At 42.7% G+C, this 21469-nt stretch carries 13 protein-coding genes; 7 read left to right on the plus strand and 6 right to left on the minus strand.

What is annotated here, in order from left to right; translation table 11 throughout:
* Window positions 1-39: 39 nt before the first annotated feature.
* From FOE74_RS11005 to FOE74_RS11025, 5 genes are all read left to right on the plus strand, one after another.
* Entirely contained in the window at window positions 40-384 is a 345-nt protein-coding gene (locus FOE74_RS11005) for a helix-turn-helix domain-containing protein (RefSeq protein WP_149098642.1), read from the plus strand.
* Window positions 385-395: 11 nt separating this feature from the next.
* On the plus strand, window positions 396-1112 hold the full coding sequence (locus tag FOE74_RS11010) for a hypothetical protein (protein WP_149098643.1): 717 nt from the start codon (window positions 396-398) through the stop codon (window positions 1110-1112).
* 5 nt (window positions 1113-1117) lie between these two features.
* Window positions 1118-2581, plus strand: coding sequence for a DUF3987 domain-containing protein (locus FOE74_RS11015; protein WP_149098644.1), 1464 nt, complete (start codon window positions 1118-1120; stop codon window positions 2579-2581).
* Between the two features lie 26 nt (window positions 2582-2607).
* Window positions 2608-3495, plus strand: a complete 888-nt coding sequence (locus FOE74_RS11020) for a BT4734/BF3469 family protein (RefSeq protein WP_188686610.1) — start codon at window positions 2608-2610, stop codon at window positions 3493-3495.
* A 156-nt stretch (window positions 3496-3651) separates the two neighbouring features.
* The gene (locus FOE74_RS11025) at window positions 3652-4041 is read left to right on the plus strand and encodes a hypothetical protein (protein WP_149098646.1); all 390 of its coding nucleotides are present in this window, start codon (window positions 3652-3654) and stop codon (window positions 4039-4041) included.
* A 417-nt stretch (window positions 4042-4458) separates the two neighbouring features.
* Here FOE74_RS11025 and FOE74_RS11030 read toward each other — a convergent pair whose 3' ends face one another.
* The 5 genes from FOE74_RS11030 to FOE74_RS11050 form a co-directional block, all read right to left on the minus strand.
* The gene (locus FOE74_RS11030) at window positions 4459-5535 is read right to left on the minus strand and encodes a PDDEXK nuclease domain-containing protein (protein ID WP_188686612.1); all 1077 of its coding nucleotides are present in this window, start codon (window positions 5533-5535) and stop codon (window positions 4459-4461) included.
* A gap of 199 nt (window positions 5536-5734) precedes the next feature.
* The gene (locus tag FOE74_RS11035; RefSeq protein ID WP_149098647.1) at window positions 5735-9103 is read right to left on the minus strand and encodes an AAA domain-containing protein; all 3369 of its coding nucleotides are present in this window, start codon (window positions 9101-9103) and stop codon (window positions 5735-5737) included.
* 43 nt (window positions 9104-9146) lie between these two features.
* Complete coding sequence (locus FOE74_RS11040; RefSeq protein WP_149098648.1) at window positions 9147-12353, minus strand: type I restriction endonuclease subunit R; 3207 nt, start codon at window positions 12351-12353, stop codon at window positions 9147-9149.
* On the minus strand, window positions 12350-13513 hold the full coding sequence (locus tag FOE74_RS11045) for a restriction endonuclease subunit S (RefSeq protein WP_149098649.1): 1164 nt from the start codon (window positions 13511-13513) through the stop codon (window positions 12350-12352). Before FOE74_RS11045 ends, FOE74_RS11040 begins: the two co-directional genes overlap by 4 nt.
* Entirely contained in the window at window positions 13510-15603 is a 2094-nt protein-coding gene (locus FOE74_RS11050; protein ID WP_149098650.1) for a type I restriction-modification system subunit M, read from the minus strand. The genes FOE74_RS11045 and FOE74_RS11050 overlap by 4 nt, the downstream gene beginning before the upstream one ends.
* Before the next feature lie 384 nt (window positions 15604-15987).
* On the opposite strand from FOE74_RS11050, the gene FOE74_RS11055 reads away from it, so the two are divergent.
* Together FOE74_RS11055 and FOE74_RS11060 are read left to right on the plus strand one after the other, a co-directional pair.
* A complete protein-coding gene (locus FOE74_RS11055) occupies window positions 15988-18624 on the plus strand; it encodes an McrB family protein (protein ID WP_149098651.1) in 2637 nt (878 codons plus the stop codon).
* Window positions 18625-18627: 3 nt separating this feature from the next.
* Window positions 18628-19932: an McrC family protein gene (locus tag FOE74_RS11060; protein WP_149098652.1), complete on the plus strand. Its 1305-nt coding sequence runs from the start codon at window positions 18628-18630 to the stop codon at window positions 19930-19932.
* Between the two features lie 597 nt (window positions 19933-20529).
* Here FOE74_RS11060 and FOE74_RS11070 read toward each other — a convergent pair.
* Window positions 20530-21468 carry a DUF4435 domain-containing protein gene (locus tag FOE74_RS11070; RefSeq protein ID WP_149098654.1) on the minus strand — a complete coding sequence of 313 codons (939 nt, stop codon included), beginning with the start codon at window positions 21466-21468 and terminating at the stop codon, window positions 20530-20532.
* Between the last annotated feature and the right edge of the window lies 1 nt (window position 21469).

Below are 21469 nucleotides of genomic sequence, written 5' to 3' on the forward strand. Positions count from 1 at the left end.
ACATCTATCATTGTATCATAACTAATCATAACTGATACAATGAATATTATCGTTACAACAGAAACCCATTTGCGTGAATTGATCACGCAGGCCATCAGTACAGAGCTTAGGCTGGCATTAGACTCGTCACGCCAGAAGCAGACAGCTACAGACAGCCTATCTGAAATCCTAAATGTGCAACAGGCAGCTAAGTTGCTAAACTTGGCTTCTTCCACTATTTACGGATTGGTAAACAAATCAAAGCTGCCCCACTACAAAAAGGGCGGAAAGCTTAGGTTCAAGCGTTCACAGCTCTTGGAATGGATTGACTCAGGGGAAAAGAAGACACAGAGTCAAATTGAGAAGGAAGTAAGAATACATACCCGTAGGCCTTCTAAATTCTAATCCCCTTTCATATGAATTCATATACCATTGAACAGCAGGTGCAGGAAATGCAAGCCGCTGGTTTATCCATCCGCGGAATCGCCTCTGAGCTAGGCATAGACAAATCAAAGGTGCAGCGCATCCTGAGGAAACTGCTTGAGACCTCCTTCCTGGATAGTGATACAGAGAACGATACACTCTTTGATACAGGCTTCGATACAGCCGATACACGCATCGACACACTCATTGATACACCTTATGATACAGGTGAGACAGCTAGGAATACAGCTAGTGACACACCGTTTGATACATATAATCATGCCAAACGGGGGCTGAAAATCAGTGAAAGGGAGCCTGTATCGCATAAAGTGAGCTATACGCTTGCCGAGGCCAAGCTTTTGATGATGCAGACGGCGCTGCTCAAGGATGATATCCATGATTTTCTATCAGAGTTTATTGAATTACATTCCATGGATACGTTAATCGATGTCTCCGCCTACTCCTTCTACGTTAGGCGGGTCAAACGCTTGATACAGTACACGAAGATCCTGGCCTTCCAACTGGAGGATGGCACGGAAACCCTTCCGGCCGTAAAGGCTCTGCGGGAGATCGAGTCAACCATGCAGCATATTCTCTCTGGGCCGGAAAGGTTTATGGAGGACAAAACTCATCGAATAGACATGAAGCCTCGTGACATGCATGTGTGGCAGAGTTTTCTATACACGGACTTCTTCCAACCCATCATCTAGCTGGAATGGAGACAGTATCACTTCCGATGAAACCCAATGTTTCCACTGGTTCCCTGGCCGGTGGAAGCATCGGTAACGCCTTCAAAATAACAGTAAACGTACCACCGGGCACCGACCTCAACTGCCCCATACCGTCCAGCAACTTGGGCGGTATGGGGCTAAAAAGCACCAAAGCTTTCCCTGAAGAAGTGTATGCAAACCTACCCGATGTTCAGGGGGCGCTTTGCCGCAGGATAGTCGATCCCATAGAGAGAGAAGTTTTCCTCGTAGGTATGCTGGGCGTGACCAGCGGCATCTTACCCAATGTATACGGATATTACGGCGGCAAAAAACTGGAGCCTAACCTTTACACCTACACCCTGGGACCCTACGGGGAGGGCAAGAGTGGGCTCATGTGGGCAAGGAAGCTCGCTGAGGCCATACATCAGGAGAAACACGAAAAGACAGCAGAGCTGGTGAACACCCATAAGGAGGAGATGGCGCGATATAAGATGGAGTCCAAGATGTTTGAGCAGGGAAAGGCCTCCACCATGCCGGAGCAACCCAAACAGCCGCCGCACCTGAAGATGTACATCCCCTCCAATATAGGGAAGACAGGCATGTTGCAGCTTCTTGTCGAGAACAGCGGAAGGGGGATCATGTTTGAAACTGAGGCCGACACGCTGGCGGAGGCAATGAGGCAAGAGCACGGCGGTTTCTCTGATGTGCTGAGGCAAGCTTTCGGCCATGAGCCCATGAGTTTTTTCAGGCGTACCAACAGCGAAGATGTGGAGATACCATCCCCTTCCCTTTCCGTCGTGCTGTCCAGCACGTTTGACCAGCTTTTGAAGCTGATCCCCTCGGTGGAGAACGGCCTGTTCAGCCGCTTTCTCTATTATGAGTTTGACTCCACTCCCGAGTTCAACAACGTGTTTGATAAGAACAAGAACGGCTACAGCAAGTACTTCACGGAGATGGGCGTCTGGTTCAGGAAAATGCATAGTGAGTTGACCACATTGAGTTACCCTATCGAGTTCGAGCTTAAGCCCCATCAACAGGAAAGGTTCTTGAAGGAGTTCTCGGAGCAGAAAAGTGAGCTCAGGGAGCACGTGAGTATGGCCTTAGGAGGAACGGTTAACAGGATGGGCATGATATGCTTCCGTATAGCCATGCAACTCAGTGTAATAAGGGCCTATGAGGGCGGCACACTCCCACACATACTGGAGTGCACCGACCAGGACTTCGAGAACTCTTTAAGGATATTGAATACCTTCACAAAGCACATGGTCGCCGTTTACGATAAGCTACCCAGATTGAAGAGTATTACAGTAGAGAATAGTGGGGATAAGGACGCGCTGAGGCTGGAGCAGAAGAGGCAATGCCTTGAGCTCAATGGCAAGGGGATGACCAATGTAAGGGAGATATCAATTCTGGTGTTCGGATCGGACAGCCATAAGTCAACCGTTCACCGATGGATAAAGGGATATTAAGTGCTCACATTCCGTTTGTCCCAGAAATGGGACGGGACAGAACCGGTAACTCAATTCTGGATGTGGAGGTCTCCTGCTTCGCCAATTACGGCACCGCCACAGACCCCAAAACCGTAAACCTGCTGGATTGGCTCTCCTGTGGCGCTTACGCCAAAGAGGTGAAAAAAATAAGGGTAACAGATGACAAGCAGGTGCGGGATAGCTTGAAGGGCAGGCTTCCAGCCATCACCCCCAGCGGCACCTTCACCTATAGAAGCGAGAAAGACCTGATTAGTCACAGCGGACTGATCCAGTTCGACATTGACCTGAAGGAAAACACGCACTTAGACAATTTTTATGACCTGAAGCGGCAGATAGCTAACATCCCCAATGTCGCCTACTGCGGCCTCTCCGTCTCCGGCCACGGTTTCTGGGGTCTGATACCTATCGCATTCAGGGAAAGGCACCGGGAGCATTTTGAGGCTCTCAGGAAGACCTTCCTGCAACTGGGCATTACCATTGATGTGAAGCCGAGGAATATTGCCAGCCTTAGGGGATACAGCTATGACGAAGAGGCGTACTTCAACCACAGCGCCGCGGTGTTCGCCCGCTATGAGTCATTCCAGAAGGAAAAGCCTAACCCTTATTCCGGCAAGCCAGGCAGCCATGATTCACAGGTTAAGGACAGAGTGGAATTGCGCATTACTGCGCTAGAGGGAAAAGGTATTGATGTCACCTCTTCCTATGCCGCATGGTTTGAGGTTGGGTGCAGCCTGGCGGCTGAGTTTGGGGAAGAAGGCAGGTGCTATTTCCACCGGGTAAGCCAATTCCACCCCAAGTACTCTAGCACTAGAACCGATAGGCTGTATGACAGTTGCTTGAGAGGGAGTTATACTTATACGATTGCCACCTTCTTCAAGTATTGCAAGAGATAGCCTAGCTCATACGGGCAAAACACCGCTTAAATTATTCAGAGGCATCGGTGTAACCCACCAAGGCAGATTCCCCAACTAAACAACTAATTGATTACATCTCATTCTGAATGAATTCAGAATGTAGAATAAACCATCTAATCACTACAAAAAGATAAAATGAATCATTTTTATACATTCAATAGAGAAGTTAAAAACCTGATCAAGAACAACCCAGACAACAAAGGCATGCAGGTTATTGAGCGGTATAGAAAGAGCCTTAGGGTTGACTTGAATTACTATGATGCCCTTGAGTTTTTAGGGGAACATCTTGGTCTGGAGCTCGAGTGCAAGGAGGTGTATGAACGTGGCAAATTCAAGGGGTATATTCCCCAGGTAAAGCTACACAAAGGAAACCCTTACAACGGCAAAGCGGGGATACGGAAAATCACTGAGTTCCCGTACAAATCATTGAATAAGCTGTTTGACTATATGTCCAGGCAGTATGTATACTTCCTGATTGACTTGCCAGACTTTGAGAAACATGTATTCAATGATCGAGAACATTGATATCTATCTCTCTGTGGGCATTAGACTGGAAATGAAACAGAGTAGTAGCCAACTTTGATAGCAGCATACAAACCGTCGATAACTTTAGCCGTCCATTACCCCATTGTATACAATTCAGGACATTGTATACAATGGGGATAATTTTTTCTTGTGTGAAGAAGAATTTACAGGGATCTCAATAGCAAAAGATTGGAACTCTCTGCCAAACAGTTCATAAGTAAACTCCGACGGAAAACCAAAGCTCCAGTGAGAATCAGAATGGTTTCAAACTCATAGGTAAGATGCTTAAACGTCCAAGGCAAAGTCAAATCGTCAGGCTCAATAGTCGGCTTCTTCAGTTGGCTGCTATTACATCTTCTTCAGTTACGAATTGGCATTGAATAAATACTCTATTCATTCTTCTCTTCCGCTTATTTCCTAATCTTCCATCGTTTCATTTAGAACCGCCTTCAACTCTTCCTTACTTGGTAGAAACGTCTGGTATTTACTTGCGAAGATTTGGCTGTTTTCTTTGGGCAGGGTTATTTCTACCAGCGCGTTGTTTTTCTCTTTGCATAAAATGATACCAATGGTAGGGTTCTCGTCATCGGTTTTCACGAAGCGGTCATAGTAGTTCACGTACATCTGCATTTGCCCTAAGTCTTGGTGACTCACCTCGCCAATTTTCAGGTCTAATAGCACAAAGCACCGCAGGAAGCGGTGGTAGAACACCAGATCTACCCTGAAATGCTTGTCATCAAAGGAAAACCGCACCTGCCGCCCCACAAATGTGAAGCCTTTGCCCAGCTCCAGCAGGAATTGCTGAAGTTCATCAATGATGCGGTGCTCCAGGATAGACTCTGAATAAACTGCTTCTTCTTTCAGGCCCAGAAACTCCAACACGTATGGGTCTTTCACCACATCCTGCGGCCGCTGGAGTTGCAGCCCTTTCTCGGCTAGTTCCTTTACCTGTTCCTTGTCTCGGCTTAGTGCCAAGCGTTCATACAGGGCGCTGTCAAATTGCCGTTGCAGTTCTTTCAGGCTCCAGTTATTTTGGGCACATTCCAGTTCATAAAACCTACGTTCAGCTGGATTCTCTATGCGCATGAGACGGATGTAATGCGACCAGGAAAGCATAAAATCACGGGAAGGCGTCTCCTGTTTTCCACCTTCTTCTTTTTCCTCCGAATTCGTCAACGCTGTTGACGAATTTGTTAGGGAGTATGTCTTGTAGAAAAAACGCATCCTATCGAGGTTCTCCACAGAGAAACCTTTCCCAAACTCCCGGCTAAGCTGCACGGAGAGCTCTTTGAGCACGGCTTTGCCATAGGCAGCTCGTTCCTTGCCTTGCTGCTCTTCTTCCACAATCATGCGCCCAATCTCAAAGTAGGTGTGCACCATGGTGAGGTTTACCGTAGCCACCACTTTACGGCGGGCATCAGAGATGAGTAAAGCTACTTTCTCAAAGAGATCGGCCGTATTTTCAGGATTGATTAAAGCTGATATATTAGGCATAGTGTACTGTAAGCTTACCCAAAAATAGAACTGTTTAGGAAGAGAAAAAACTCAACTTTCACCAAGTAAGACAATTTCATTTTAAGTACTCTACTTTTAAAACTGATAAATTGTATAACAGCTGTTTAAGGGATGGATATACCTACACTATAGCCACTTTCTTCAAATATTGCAATTTATAATAAGCCTAAAACTAGAGTCAAACTTCTATTACTTGCCTCCTTAATTGTTGAGAATATTTGGCTAATTTTTGCAATGGAGATTGCATTGTGCCTTTAGAAGAAAGACTATTGCAGTATTGCCAATCTCCTACTATGTAAAGACTACTCTTGGCACGTGTTAAAGCAACATTAATCAAAAATTCATTTTTAGTTAAAAAGTTGGCTTTGCTAATGGAGCTGTTAGAACTTATAACCAAGCTTAAAATCATAATATCTTTCTCATCCCCCTGGAATTGATGGACGGTATCTACCTTTATGTGCTCCCTTAACTCTGGAGTTAATCCATCAAATATGTATTTTTTTTGATCCTTGAATGGGGTTACTACCCCAATAGAAGCTCCTTGATTATCCCTTAGTAATTGCTTAGCCAAGGCTATGCAAGCATCAGCTTCTATGACGTTGAGGTTCTTATCTTTGGCCATTTCACCTTTTACCGATTTCCAGTTTAAACCTGGATTACCAAATTTGAAATCTTTCCCGCGAGTCATTACATCCATACTTTGACCTAGCCGCTTCTCATAGAATTGATCATTGGAAAAATTAATAATTTCAGGATGGCACCGGTAATGTTCTTTTAAGAATACACTTTTGAGGTTAGACTTATTTGACAATGAATCTGCATAGTCATAAAGTGAAGTATTGGTGTACCTTTTGCCTAGGCTTTGTAAATCAAGCACTTCCAAAACATACTCTTCTTCATAATTCTGCACACTGGTAATATGTCTTAGTTGCAACGGATCACCAATAATAACAGCTTTCTTAGCTCTGAAGAGCATTGGCAAAGCAGATACCAGATCGCACTGCGAGGCTTCGTCTATTACTACTAAATCAAATAATTGCTCTTTTAAGGGAAAAGAATTCTTGATGGACAAAGATGTTACACAAACAATATTGAATGATTTTAGGAAATTACCACTAGCAAGAGTAAAATCTAGAATATCTTCATTTTTCCACACTTTAGCAGGAATGAAATCTAGAAAGCTCTGAATAGAACTTCTGTTGATTTTGCACAAATCATCATCTAACTTCAAACTGAAAGCATTTAAACCCTTTTTCGGTAAGTCAGCCGTGATTTCATTTATTTCCTTTATGTAGGTTGGCCTTTGTTCTATAAGGGTCTCTAATTCCGTACGGGCTTTGGCTAACTTTTCTTCTATTCCAATCAATTCTGCATCGAAGTTTTTCTGTTTTGACAGAATTGCATTCTGTTCTTTGTGAAGTTCTAGAATGAATAGAAGGTTATTTTCTAATGATTGAATCAGTGATTGCTCTAAACTGACAAAAGGTGCTCCCTCTTCAATATAGTTTTTAAAAGCAGTAGGCAATTGGTTATTAACCCTTTTAACATAATCAACTACTCTTGCTTTTTGAAAAAAATCAAAAAATAGCTTATTAAAAAAGCCATACTTTGCTTTAGTAATTGTTTTTAACTTTAACGTAAGTTCAATTGGGTCTACAGAAAAAGACAAACGTTGAGTAACAAAAAGGTCTTTTAGATTGATAGCCACCGTATTTTCCCATTCAATCCTTTTATCAATGGAATTCACTTTTGCATTATCATACTCTATTAATTGACCCTCAAGAAGAGAAATCTTTTCTATGAGCTTCTCTAAGGTTGATTTCCTACTATGTAAGTTTTTAATGGATTGCTTTATAGTTGCAAGTTGTTCAGACACATCTTCATAATCACCATTACCTACTTTCTTTAAATGTTTTTCAAGGGTGGGCTTAGTAACGTCAATCAGATCACTTTTAGACCCAAACCGAAGTACTGCCTCTCTACCTACCAACGCGTCTAATCTTTCTTTCACATTGTCAACAGCTTTGTTATTCTTGCTGGCAAATAGAACGGAATGGTTGTTTAGGGCTGCGTTTGCAAGAATATTGGTTACCACCTGTGATTTACCAGTACCTGGCGGGCCGGTAATAACGGTTATATCTTGCTTAAAGGCCTGTTGAATAGCCTCTGTTTGAGAAGAATTCAGAGGAGTTATTTGTATAAAAGGATCAAGAGTTAAAGGATCTGCGTTTTTTAATTTGTTATCCTGATAAAGAAAAGAATCAAAAACGGCATTTAGGTCTACAGAATTATTCTTAATGAGAGAACTTAGTTCAGACTGGAGTTGAGCAGTAAAAAGGCTTTCGCTGCTTAGGCCAACAATCAGCCTAGTACCAAGTTTAATTGACTCAGACAAGATTGACTGAAAGACTTCAACCTTAGCAGATAAAGTATTGGCTACGTTAATACCCGTACTAAGATCATCAATAACAACTTCATCTAAACCCATCTGTTCTAATTCTTTTACATAGAGCTCAAATTGGTTCAGGTTTATTTCTAGCCTCTGAATATTTTTAATTTCCGAGGTAAGTAAAACAGTATAAAGTAAAGTCTTGCCTTTGCCGTTCAACTCAAGTTCAATCCCCACAAACACGTTTTTAGGATATAGTTCCTGCTTATTTCTCTGCCATGCTTCATGGAAATTTCTGTTTTCAGAAAGGTCTACACTATATCTTTCCGGGTCTTGATTGGAGTTAAAAGGAAAATAGTTAAGATTTTCAGCAGAAGGCTCCTTAAACCTTTCTAGTTGAATTAAGGTGCGATAATATTTTAGTAACCGGGTTGATTGTGGCTCCTGTACATTTCCGTCAATCAGCCGTTTGATGAACGCGATTTTTTCTGCAGATACATTAGTTTGCTTTCTAGTAGGAGAATCATCTGTAAAAGAAAATCTTTCTAAGAGCTGCTCTGGAGATACATTTAAGGCAGTAAGAATATTTCTTATTTCAGCATCTGTTAGGTTTAAGTTATCTGAATTCTTATCTAAAAGAAGTGTTTGTATTGTGTCATTATCTGCAATATGAAACCATGGTCTAATTAAGCCCGGAATAGAGTCATAATCATAGGAGACCTTTTGCTGGAATAAAACTATACTTCCAATATGGCTCCAGTTAATATTTGACCTAACACCTTCAAAAATTTCATTCTGATTATCTTCAAGGAACTCCATTAAAGAAAACCGGTAGGCGCGCACTTGTTGGTAAGGGTTGCGCATTTGAGCCCCGCCCTGCACATAAACTTCACCGCCTCCTTTTGTTTCTATAAGCCATGGACCATTCTCTGAGAACTTAAGTTTACCACCGTAATTCTTAAAGTCAATTACGGTGACTAGACCTCTACTAAAAAACAAAGCGTCAAAAAAATGGCCATTGACGCTGATATTTCCTATTAATATGTGCTCACCTTTCACACCCTCAAAGGTGCTTTTCAGAGCATCAGAAAGCTTCCTAAAATATTGGTTTTCTTGAGTATAGCTGTATTTTTCAATCAAATAACTATCAAAGGACATAAAATCTGTAATAAACTAATAAGTTAAATATTCAAATAAAGGATTATGCTGCTACAGTAGCACCAAAAGTAGGATAATGGTCAAAGATGAAACCATAAAGTTTGTTGCTCTTCTCTTGGATTTCTTCTGGGGTGAAAGATTCTGGAAGACCGTTTACTTCATCCCAGAGATGATTATAGATAAAGGTTTTCACATCTGCCTGCGAGGCTTCTTTTTCGCGCCAGCGGCTGTATTTGGTTTGATTAATTTTAAGAGCCTCTAGCAAATCTTTAGCTACCTTCTTTATGCGCTCCCGGTCAGATTTGGATAAATTGGGCTTCTGGAGTTGGTCAAACAAGGCCAGGTGTTCCTGATTCAAACCTTCGCGGGAAGCACGCATGTCTTCTTCGTTGAGGTCTTGCATAAAGCGCATGAGGTGCTCAAAGGTTTCCTCTATGGTGCGGCGGTCTTTCTCGTTGTTGTAGTCTGCTATAATTTCCTGGTACCGTTTGTAAAAGTCATTGCGGAGCGGATTCTGGCGCATCATCTTGGCCAGCTTCTGCTCTATATAGTTCTTCAGGTTCTGAACAGTGGTGTTGCGCTTCTTTGAATTAGCGAACTCCTCTTTCAGTTTATTGAAATCGATTTTGCTGATATCATAAGGCTTTCTGTTAGGGTCTTCTGCCTGGAATTCAATAGGGTCTACCGCTTCATCAACTATAGCATGTAACTCTATGAGTATATCTGTGATGTCCGCCTTCTCTTTGTCGTTTTGCAGGCTGCCGTAGATGACGCTGATGGCATCATGGTCTGCCCGGTAGTCCAACACGCCTTGAAGGGTGAGGCAGGCTTTGAACTTCTTGAATACTTCGCGGGCTAAAATCTCAAAGCGCTTGCGGGTTTCCTCGCTGTAGTTGATGGCTTCTTTGGCGTTAAGAATAGCGGTAGCCTGGCTAAAAGCAGCTGTCTTTTCATAAACTGAATCTAAGTCAAATTTCTTCTCTAGTAAGAAAGCCCTAACCATATGTATGCTTTCGGCCAAGTCTTTCAACAGCTCTGGACTTGGCTCAACAGGGTCTACTATTGGTGTTTCGCCGCCGCCGGGTACACCGGTGGCAAACGTGGCCAAGGCTTCACGCAGGCTTTTTAAGATACCGCAGTAGTCTACAATAAGACCGTTGTTCTTGCCTTCATACACACGGTTGGCGCGGGCGATGGCCTGCATGAGGGTGTGCGCCTTGAGTGGTTTGTCCAGGTATAATGTTGATAGACTTGGCACGTCAAAACCGGTGAGCCACATGGCGCAGACAAAGGCTACCCTAAATGGGTGTTCGTCTTTTTTGAAGGCTGTTTCCAAGTCTAGGCGTTTGCCGTCTGGCGTTTCAAAGCCTTGCTTCAAAAGCTTACGGTGCTCAATAATATCCAACCCCCACTTGCGGAAGCGGTCTATCTCGTTCTGCTCTTCGCTTACCACTACCGCCATCTGGGTTTGCTCCATCCAGTCTAACAGGGTTTTCGCCTGCTGCATTTCTTCCTGGTTGAAGCTGACTTCGCGCTGTTGCTGTAGTTGTTGCTTCTTTTCTTCCCAGTACTTTTGTACCAGATGATACATGCGCACGGTTGTGATTTTATCAATGCACACAAACATGGCTTTGCCGCTCTCCCATTGGGTGGTGTAGTGCTCTACAAAATCTCGGGCGATGGCATCCAGGCGTTTCTTGGCGGTGATGATGTGGTACTCGCGGGCAAGTTCTCTTTCCAGCAGGGCTTCCTCATCGGTGGTGAGGTCGGCGCTGAGTTCGTCCAGCTTTTCGGCTATTTTCTCGTTTACCTCAGTGGTGTTGAGTTGGAGTTTTTCGCCGCGGCTATCATAGTAGAGGGGCACGGTGGCACCGTCATCTACCGCCCGCTGGAAGTCATAGGTAGAGACGTACTCGCCAAATATGCGGCTGGTGATTTCATCGTTCTTGAACAGCGGTGTCCCAGTAAACCCAATGTAGTTGGCATAAGGCAAAGCTGTACGCATGTTCAAGGCCAAACGGCCGTACTGGCTGCGGTGCGCCTCATCAGAGATGACAATAATATCTGAACGGGTAGAATAAGGATTCTCTACTGTGACGTCTTGGTTAAACAAGTGCACCAGAGAGAACAAGTAGGGCTTGTCTGCCTGAAACAGTTCTTGCAGATGTTTGCCTGAACCGGGCCGACAAGGATTGGCGTCATTATCTACCAAACCGCTGCCGGCGTAGGTGCGGTAGATTTGGTCATCCAGTTCAAGGCGGTCGGTTACAATCAGGAAGGTGAAATTGCCAGTGAGCTTGCGGCGTACTTTCTCTGAGAAGAATACCATGGAATAGGACTTACCCGAGCCTTGCGTATGCCAGAAAACCCCCAGTTTGCCTTGCAGTTGCTCACGGTTGCGTACTGCATGTACAGCACGGTTCACGCCCAGGAACTGGTGGTTACGGGCTACAATTTTGGCCAGTTTGCCTTTGCTGTCATCAAAGAGGATAAAGTTCTCCAGCAAGTCCATGAAATTGGCCTTGGTGCAGACACCACGAAGCAGAACCTCCAGGCTTACTTTGCCGGGAGATTCTTCCTCTAGGCGCTTCCAGTCATGAAAATGGTTGTACTTGCCGGTAACCGAGCCGATTTTAGCCTCATGCGCGTTGCTGATGACTACAAAGGCGTTGGCGTCAAACAGGTGCGGAATGGTGTTCTTGTAATCTGTAAAGTTATCTGAATAGGCGTTTTTGATATTCTTGTTGACGTTCTTGAGTTCAATAAAGAGTAGCGGGATGCCGTTCACAAACCCGATGATGTCCGGGCGACGGTTATAGACAGTACCAGACACCCAGAGCTCCCGCACCACCAGAAAATGGTTTCGGTTGGCGGGGGTAAAATCAAAGACCTGCAAGCGCGGCTTCTTCATTTCACCCGATGGGGTGCGGTACTCCACCACTACACCGTTTCTGAAGAGGTTGTATTTCTCCCGGTTCAGGTGCAGGTTAACCTTGTTGCCCGGTCGGGTTTCCGTTATCTGCCGGATGGCCGCTTCATAGGCCTCAAAAGGCAACCCAGGGTTCAGCTTTTGCAGTGCCTGGCGCAGGTAGCGCACCAGATACACTTCTTTGTAGGAGGTGCGGCCCAAGGTTCCCTCCGGGCCCAGCACTTCCTCTTTGTAAGCATACACACTTTCCCAACCCAAATCCTCTTGGAAGAATTTGGCGGCTTCGGCTTGCACCAGGTTATCTTCGTTTAGCTGGTTCATACAGGTATCTCTCCGTTTATCAGTTTCGGCAACAGAATGTCACGGGCTTGTTTCAGCTTTTGGTTTTGGTCTCTTAAAGATTTAATTAATTCCATTTTAGGAAAAGCAAAGCTTGTAAATGCATCTAGAATTGATTTAGATGGAATTAAGACTTCCTGAGCTTTCAAGAATTTAAAGTGCCTTGCATAAAAATAATTAGAAATATCTGAAGCGAGTAAGGCATAATAAAAGAACACAGTACTTATTTTTTCATCATTAGGGTATAAAATCTGAGTTCCGTCCGCACCTCTTGCAAATGGAAAATTAATATACTTTAGAACACGAGTATGGTCACCAAATATTATTACAGGTAATGGCGATGTTATTTTTGCTTCTTCATCATCTGTATACCCTCCAATAAATTCAGAAGATTGGTCTACACAAGGAACCTTTCCTTTATCTAAATAATCATTTTTAGGTATCTTTTTTGTATTGGGATTTTTTGAAAGCAATTCACTTACAAATTTCTTTTCCCACCCCTCAGGGACGCCTTCAACAATGCGAATATGCTCATTGCCAGGGAAGCGAAGGCACACAAACCATTCCTCGTACAGCATCCTTGCCGATTTTTCTAGCAGGGTAATACGCTTCAGGTTGTTTCCTATCAGTTCATCATAAGCAGAGAGAATTGAAGCTATTTTTTGTTGGGTATGGATAGGGGGTAAAAGAACGTTTAATTTTTGCAGTTCACTACCACGTATACCTTTAACATTTGTGCCTGTCACAATAGAACCTATCCGAGCTCTTCCCTTAGGGGATAAGAAATAGTAATAGTAAAATTTGGGTTCTACCTTGTCTTTATTTAAGCGAACTCTAATTATTGATGATTCACAAACAAGCTTCTCGTTTGGGTTAACCACCAATGAGCATTTTCCTGCGCCAGACTCTACTAATGACCTTCTACCAAATAGTAAATCACCATCAGATAAATAGTTCTTTTCAATTTCGGCATCTGTTAGAGCTACTCGTTTCATATCCTGATTTCCAATAAAATCATATCCGAACAGCTCTCCCATATTTACTATTTTGTATCCTGAACCATGAAATTCTTTCGGTTTATAAATTCCATTTCTGGAAGGTTCAGCATACAATTCTCCAAATGGTGTTTCCACAAAACTCATAAAACTAACTCATCAAAATTTAATTGAATCTTCTGCGCTAGCTCGGCAGCTTCTTCATTTAGGCCTGCTAATTCAATATGTATATCTCGGAGCGTTTCTTCAAAATCGAAATCCTCGTCTACTTCCTGCGGAGACGCACCCACGTAGCGTCCTGGCGTAAGGCTCCAGTCATTGGTTTCAATCTCATCGCGGCTGGTGAGTTTTACCAATCCCTCTACATTGCGCAGCTTTGCTTCAGGGAATCGGGTTTGCAGCCAAGCTGCCTGCTTATGGAAATAGGCCATTTCCATAAGCTGCTCGATAGTTAATTGACGTTGCGCCTCCAGATTCTTTCGCTGCTGCCCAACGGGGCCGTCTTCAGTAATTGAAAGCGGTAGCCCCGAACTTTTGGCCAGTGCCTGAGCTCCTTCTAGCGTACGGCTAGCTATTTTGTACAACAAATCAAGCTGTTTGCTCAGGCCTTTGGCTTTGGTGGCTAGTGGTTCAAATGCCTCGCGGGCCTGTAGCTGCCACTCATTGCTTTGCAGCACGTTGGGGCACCAGGTTTCGCGGTAGCTGGCCAGGCCTTGCAACAGGGCCTCACGGTCATGGGAGTAGTTGCCAAACGTGAGCAGCCATTCCTCCAGGTTGGCCTCTAGTTCGGCTATGCCCGCCTCAGAAGCCGGTACCGCCTCTTTGAACTTCATCAAGGCTTTCTCCAGCTTATTCAGGTTCTGGTCAAAGGCCAATAACTGCTCTGGCACAAGGGCGGCCTCGGCGCAGACTTGGTTCAGGTAATCGTTCACCAGTTTCAGGTAGCGGTCTTGCTGCCCGCGGTACAGCCACACAATGGCGGTGAGGTTCTGCGACTGCTCCGGCGAGAAATCATACACTTTGCGAGTCACTTTTCTATAGATGTTGCGGGCATCCAGCATCAACACGTGGTCACGCATGGCCGCGGGTTTGCCTTTGTCCAGGAACCAAAGCTCACACGGCACGGTGCGGGTGTAGAAGAAGTTAGACCTAATGGAAACCATGGCATCTACGTCTCCGCTCTCCACCAGTTTACGCCGTACTTCCTTCTCGGCATTGCCAGCACTGCTCGCCTGCGAAGACATGACAAAACCTGCCCGTCCGGTAGCATTGAGGTAACTATGGAAGTAAGAAATCCAGAGGTAGTTGCCGTTGCTTACCTTTTTGTTTTTGTTCACGCCCGGCAAGCCGAACGGTAAACGCGGGTCGTTCTTTATCTTTTCAGCGTCTACCTCGTCCACGTTGAACGGCGGGTTGGCCATCACAAAATCAGCCCGGCCTAGTAGGTTGTGCTGGTCTTCATAGAAACTGTTGCCTTCGGCAATACTTCCCTCCAGCCCGTGCACGGCCAGGTTCATTTTGGCCAGCTTAATGGTAGCGGCAGTTTTCTCCTGCCCATAGAAGGTAACGGCCTCATGCGTAGGTTTACCCACCTTCTCCAGGAAGTGGCTGGTTTGCACAAACATTCCGCCAGAGCCACAAGCGGGGTCAGTTACAATGCCGTGGTCAGGCTCAATGACGTTCACCAGCGTTTGCACCAATGAGGGCGGCGTAAAGAATTCGCCATTGTCCTGCGCTCCTTGCATGGCAAACTTCATCAGGAAGTACTCATAAATGCGCCCAAACATATCACCAGATGCAGATTGAAGCGCTCGGTCATTAAAGGTCTTGAGCAGGTTTTTGAGCACATCGCTCTCAAAAATCTGGTAGTCTTTGGGTAGCACACCTTGCAGTGGGGCATAATCTGCCTCAATCAGCTCCATAGCCTTGATGATGGCTCCGGCCACGTCCTGGTCCGACGGCAACGTGAGCAAATACTCATACTGCGCCTGCTCTTGCAAGTACAAAGCACCCTTGCGTTTGAAATCTTCTTTGGTTAGAGGGCGTGTCACGCCTCCGCGCGATGGAAGGCTTGCCTCCACCTCTTTCTTTACTACCAGAAAGCGGTTGTAGGCATGACGCAAGAAGATAAGGCCCAGTATGGGCATGTAATATTCTGTAGAGGTTAGCTTTGAGTTTGAGCGTAATTGGTCAGCGGCAGACCATAGCCTACGCTCCAGTTGTTCCAAGTTCTCCATATAGGGTTGTAAAGGGCAAATTATTGGTAAGCTAAAGATATATTTTTTCTATGGGAAGAGCTGATTAAAATTTCATTTTTATAGAATAATTAATAGTTTTACTAAGCCTGTTAGGTATTTTGACTATACAGTAAAGGAAAAGTGTAATTCTACAGAAAGCAGATTTGCGTTTTAGGCCTGTTTCTGGTAAACAGGCCCAAAACAGGAATGTGAGCATCCTGGTAGAGCTTAGCCAGGAAAGCAATTCAGCTAATTCAATTTTATTGTTTAAGTTTAGTTCTATCAACTTTCTGTTTTAAGCATTTTTTCGAAAACAGCTCAAAAACAGAGTTCTTCGCACAGACAGATAGTACAGAAAAAAACTTAAAAGTCACACCCCACTTCATGGCAGATTCTATAAAGGCACTTATTGAAAAATACAAGAAATATCTAGAAGAAAACCAGTTAGCAGACGAGGTATATAAGTGGAAGCTGGTAAATCAATTCAAAGGTTGTCCAAATTTAGATGCTCCAGATTTCTATAATGAAATCAAGAATATTAAATACGGTAATCTCATCTATCCCGTCGGCTTAGCGGTTGTTTATCATCTGGCTAAAGAAAGACCTGAACAGTACCGTCAATGCTTTAGGATTTTATTCAATGAGAGTTTACCCCTGGAGCATCGCATAAAACATTTCAATTCAGAAACGCTCAAACTTTACCGAGAGTTAGTTCCTGAAGAAAAGTATGCCCACCACCAAGACGAAAGAACCATGGCCACTTTTCTGGCATTTTACAATCCAGACAAGTACCCTTTCTATAAAGATTCTTTCTACCAGAAATACTGTAAGCTAATAGGTCAAAAGGCAAAGCCAAAGGGCGAAAAGTATATTCATTATATGCAACTGGTGGATGACTTTATAAAGAATCATATAAAACCAAGTAATGAACTATTAACTACTGTAGCTAACCTTCTACCCAATGATGCTTACCCTGACAAACAATACTTAATATTAGCGCAAGATATCCTCTATAGAATGTTAGACAAGGGACTAGAAGAAATAGAGATTGGAGACGCCAGTGTTTTTAAAATTTCCATGGGGAAATTTAGCCTTGGTGATATCCAGTCTTGCATTGACCAAAAAAAGGTTCTTGTACATCAAGACACTGCCGCTAAGGCAACTTCCATTGAAACCCAAGGTCAGATGTTTAAAAATAGAATGCAAATAGGAGACTACTTCTATCTGACACATGGCAACAACGATAATCCTATTAAGCTTTTGGGAAGAGTAACAGGGGATGCTGTTTTAACTCCTATAAATAATTTAGGAGAAGAAGGATGGCTGGAAAGAGAGTTTGAGGTAATAACATTTTCCAAAAATAAGTCTAAGTACAAAGGACCTTCTAAATGGTGGACCCCCAGTGACAATAGCACTTGTATTATCATTAAAAAAATTGAATTAGAAGACGCAAACAAGTTAATATTTGAGCCATACTTTTTAATCAAACTAACAACTGAAGCTGAGGATGATAAAAAGGTCGGACCTGAACCTTTACCAGAGAAAGATAGAGCAAAAGATTATAACTCAAAGCACCCTTTAAACCAAGTATTGTATGGACCTCCCGGCACCGGCAAGACTTACAACACTATTAACAAAGCTTTAGAAGTTTGTGGGTTTGCAATAGAAGGAAAAGCGCGAGAAGAGCTTAAAATTGAATTTGACAGAAGGGTAGCTACCGGCCAAATAGTGTTTACTACCTTTCACCAGAGCATGAGCTATGAAGATTTCATTGAGGGTATAAAACCTGAAACCTTAGATGGTAACGTCACCTATACGGTAAAGCCCGGTATTTTTAAAGAAGTCTGCAATGCTGCCAAAACTCCTAACCAAGTAGATTTCACAAAAGCTTATGAAAGCTTGGTGAAAGACTTAGCTGAAAAAGAGGGCCAATTATTAGAACTAAAAACACATACTGGAAAACCTTTCTCTGTTTCTTTAAACTCAAATGGCAACCTTTCTTTGCATACAGGACCTTCAAAGGAAAAGCAAGGAGTACTTACGAAGGAGAACATTCAAAAGCAGATAAACGGAGAACCAAAGTTTATTGGTTGGGAAGGTTACTTCAACGGCATTATCAACCATTTGAAGGTAAATTATAATTATAGTTATGCCGTCACTAAGTCCTCTCAGAACTTCGTCCTGATCATTGACGAAATAAACCGCGGAAACGTATCCCAAATTTTTGGTGAACTCATCACTCTCATTGAAGAAGACAAGCGCTTAGAAAAAAAAGAGGCCCTTATGGTAACTTTACCATATAGCAAAGAGAAGTTTGGGGTACCAGCTAACCTACATATAATTGGCACAATGAATACTGCTGATAGGAGTGTAGAAGCATTAGACACAGCTTTAAGGAGGCGCTTTAGCTTCATAGAGATGCCTCCTCAGGAAGAGCTTTTAGATTCCCACCGAATGTTATGGCGGCTATGGGAGAAGCATGCAGATTCAGAATGGAATGATCCTCTCTGGATACAGCAAGAGAGAAACCTGCTACAGTTGCTGGACGGACACATTTTAGATAAACAAGCCTATATAGGGCTTGAAGCACTTCCGCACGAAGAAGTTAAAGACAAAAATGTGTTTAAGGATATAGTAGAGTTTAAAGGAATCAATCTAAAATCTCTTCTTAAGACTATTAACCAACGAATTCAAAAGTTATTAGATAAAGACCACCTTATTGGGCACAGCTACTTTATCAATGTAAACAGTTTGCATGATCTAAAAGTCGTTTTCCAGAATAAAATCATACCTCTGTTACAGGAATACTTCTTTGGCGACTACGGTAAAATTGGTTTGGTTCTAGGTGAAGGATTTGTAAAAAAAGCACCAGAAAGCGGCCATGAGATCTTCGCCAAGTTTGGTGAATATGATGCAGACGGATTGGCTGAGCGTGAGGTGTATAATTTGGTGAATGTGCTGAATGAAGAGCAAATGCCAGAGGAACAATTCAAAGCAGCCATAGATACTTTAATGCGGTAAGCAGTGGGAAAGGAGAAGAAACATTTTACCGTTTTTGAGCATCAGTGCCTTTGGGACCACAAAGGAAATGAGCGTCTGTCAACACCACAATTAGAGGCGTTGCAGGCTTTCCATGGAGAGAAAGGAGTTCCGTTTTATTCATTGATTCACAAGGGCGTGCGGTTCAATGAATTTGTAGGGGTACTACAGGTGGGAAACCTCACCATAGAAGTACTCCCCAAAGCTGATAAAACAGATGATAAAGCCCACTGGCAGAAAATGCTTATTGGTATGTTGAAAGCAGTTGGGATATTTGATATCCATGCTCCTAGCAACAGTAACCTCAAATTGAAAGCCAATTCTATTTTAGATTTATACTTTGAGCTATTCATTCAGGAGGTAGAATACCTCATGCACCGCGGATTGGTGAAGAGATACCGCAAAACAGAGGGTAACACAACGGCTTTGAAGGGAAGCCTCCAGTTTGCCCAGCACATACAGAAAAACCAGGTGCACCAGGAGCGGTTCTATGTACGCCACAGCATCTATGATGTCCAACACCCCTTGCACAGGATTCTGTACAAAGTAATTATACTGCTTAGTCGCATAAACACGAGCGCATATTTACAAAGTAGAATAGGAGCCCTACTGCTCAACTTTCCTGAACAGGAAGAGATTCAAGTAACAGAGACAACATTTCATAAAATTAGCTTCAACCGCAAAACGGAGCCTTATCAAAATGCTATTGAGATTGCTCGCCTGCTACTGATGAACTACCACCCAGACGTAGCCAAAGGTAAAAACCACGTGCTAGCCCTCATGTTTGATATGAACTTACTCTGGGAACACTTTGTGATAGTCACTTTGCGTAAATACTTCCGGAAAGAACAATCTTCGTTCAGCGTAACTGCTCAAACCACAAAATATTTTTGGAAGCCTCAGGATGGCTATAGGACTAAAATCATACCTGATATTCTCATTAAATTTAATAGTAAAAATTTTGCAGTGCTAGATACCAAGTGGAAGAACTTGAACGGCTATAATCCATCGGCAGAAGACCTCAGGCAATTATTTGTTTATCACGAATATTTTCAAGCTCAAAAAGTTGCTTTAGTTTACCCTGGTAATAATTTAAGCAAAACTAGTGGTCTTTACCTTCATCCAAGTCATGGAGCTGAAACAGACAAAGAATGTTCAGTCTTGACTTTAAGTGTGGGAAATTCTATCAAGGATTGGCAAACATTTATCGGAAAGGAGTTAGAAGAATGGTTGATGCACACACAAGAAAGAACATTACCTAAACTTCTAACTCCAACTGTTAGCAAGTAAGAAACAAAAAAAAATTTCAGGCTACCAAAAACATTTAGATAATGCTCCGTTACAAAGTTTTTATAATAAGGTCAAATGGTGTTTTTTAAAAATACCGAAGAGTAGACTTATTAATGTTTAGTTTCTCAATTTATTTACAACAAAAAACAAATTACAAGTTTTAACTCGTAAACACAGGGCACAGGTAGATGTTCGCTTTTTAGCTATTAGAGGGTATCTCTTTTCAACCATTCTAAACCATCAGGCAAGTCAAGGCAGTTAAACTCCAGATGTTAAACCGGCTCTATGACGGCCCCATGTTTTCTAGTGCGCAGACACGGCAGGGCAAGCTCGGTGAACTCCGCCTACCACCAAGCTGGACGCCAGTTGTCCCGCACTCAGGCCAAGTACAGCCTCTTCCTTGCACTAGGCACAACGGCACCTGCAAGAGACAGGCGTAGAAATCATCGGTTCGGATCTGGACAAAGCACCCATGGCATACAAAGACATCCATTAAGACATGGCAGCTCAGCAGGAACTGGTGGACGTAGTCGGAACATTTACACCAAGGATTGTTCGCATGTGCGGGAATGGGCAATATTTAGAGAGGAAATGAAGTTAATTTGAAGGTTCATCAATTCTTCTGAGATAATCAATAAGACAAGGCGGCGTGATTGCGAAACCACTTAGAAGAGTTAGATATGGCTCATTAAATGGCATAGTACTAGCATATGCTTTACTACAAATTGTCTTGGCTTTATTTCCAATTAACTCATTTAATCTTTTCAGAAAACTTATTAAAAACCTTAATTCAAATTTTCCTCGAAAAACTTTAGATTTATCAACGTATTTATATTGCTCTACCTTTTTCAAGAAAACCTCTTCTTTAACATCTTCATTATTATCGAATAATGCTTTTAAAGACAGAAAATTATTAAACTCCGTAAAATCTTTTACATCTTCAACATTTACGTGTACTATATCATCGAAAAGTTTTTTTGTTTTCTTTTCAATAAACAATCGCTTATTAACTACTCCTTGATTTCTTAAATCCGCATAACAAGATAACCAAGAATTTAAAAACAAAACTTTATCATGAAATTTATCAATAGTATTCAAATAAAGCTGTAAACAAATTTCCATATCATTTGAATCTCTTGGAATCTTAAAGCGGCTTTTTAATATTGACTTAAATGATTCAACATCTGAATAAAAATTCTCTATACTATAACATGGTGTTATATAAATATCTGGATTATTTATATAACAGTCAAAATCTTGATCGATAAAATAAGCTGTAGTTGCATTTGCATATACAGGCTTATCCTTTATTAAACTATATGCTTTAAGCAAATAATCTTTCCCACCACAATTAAAATCAAGTATTATTTTTTGCTTAGCATGACTATGTATACGAGCTCTATAATAATCATAATCGTCATCGCCCTCAAAAAAGCAATACATAGATTCAGTGGAATTCTTATTAAAAGATTCAGCGAATTCAGCATAAGCTACAACACCGCTAACAGACTCTTCTCTTAATTCATCAATTAACATT

It is taken from the genome of Rufibacter glacialis, from assembly GCF_008271745.1.
In the GTDB taxonomy this organism is placed as follows: domain Bacteria; phylum Bacteroidota; class Bacteroidia; order Cytophagales; family Hymenobacteraceae; genus Nibribacter; species Nibribacter glacialis.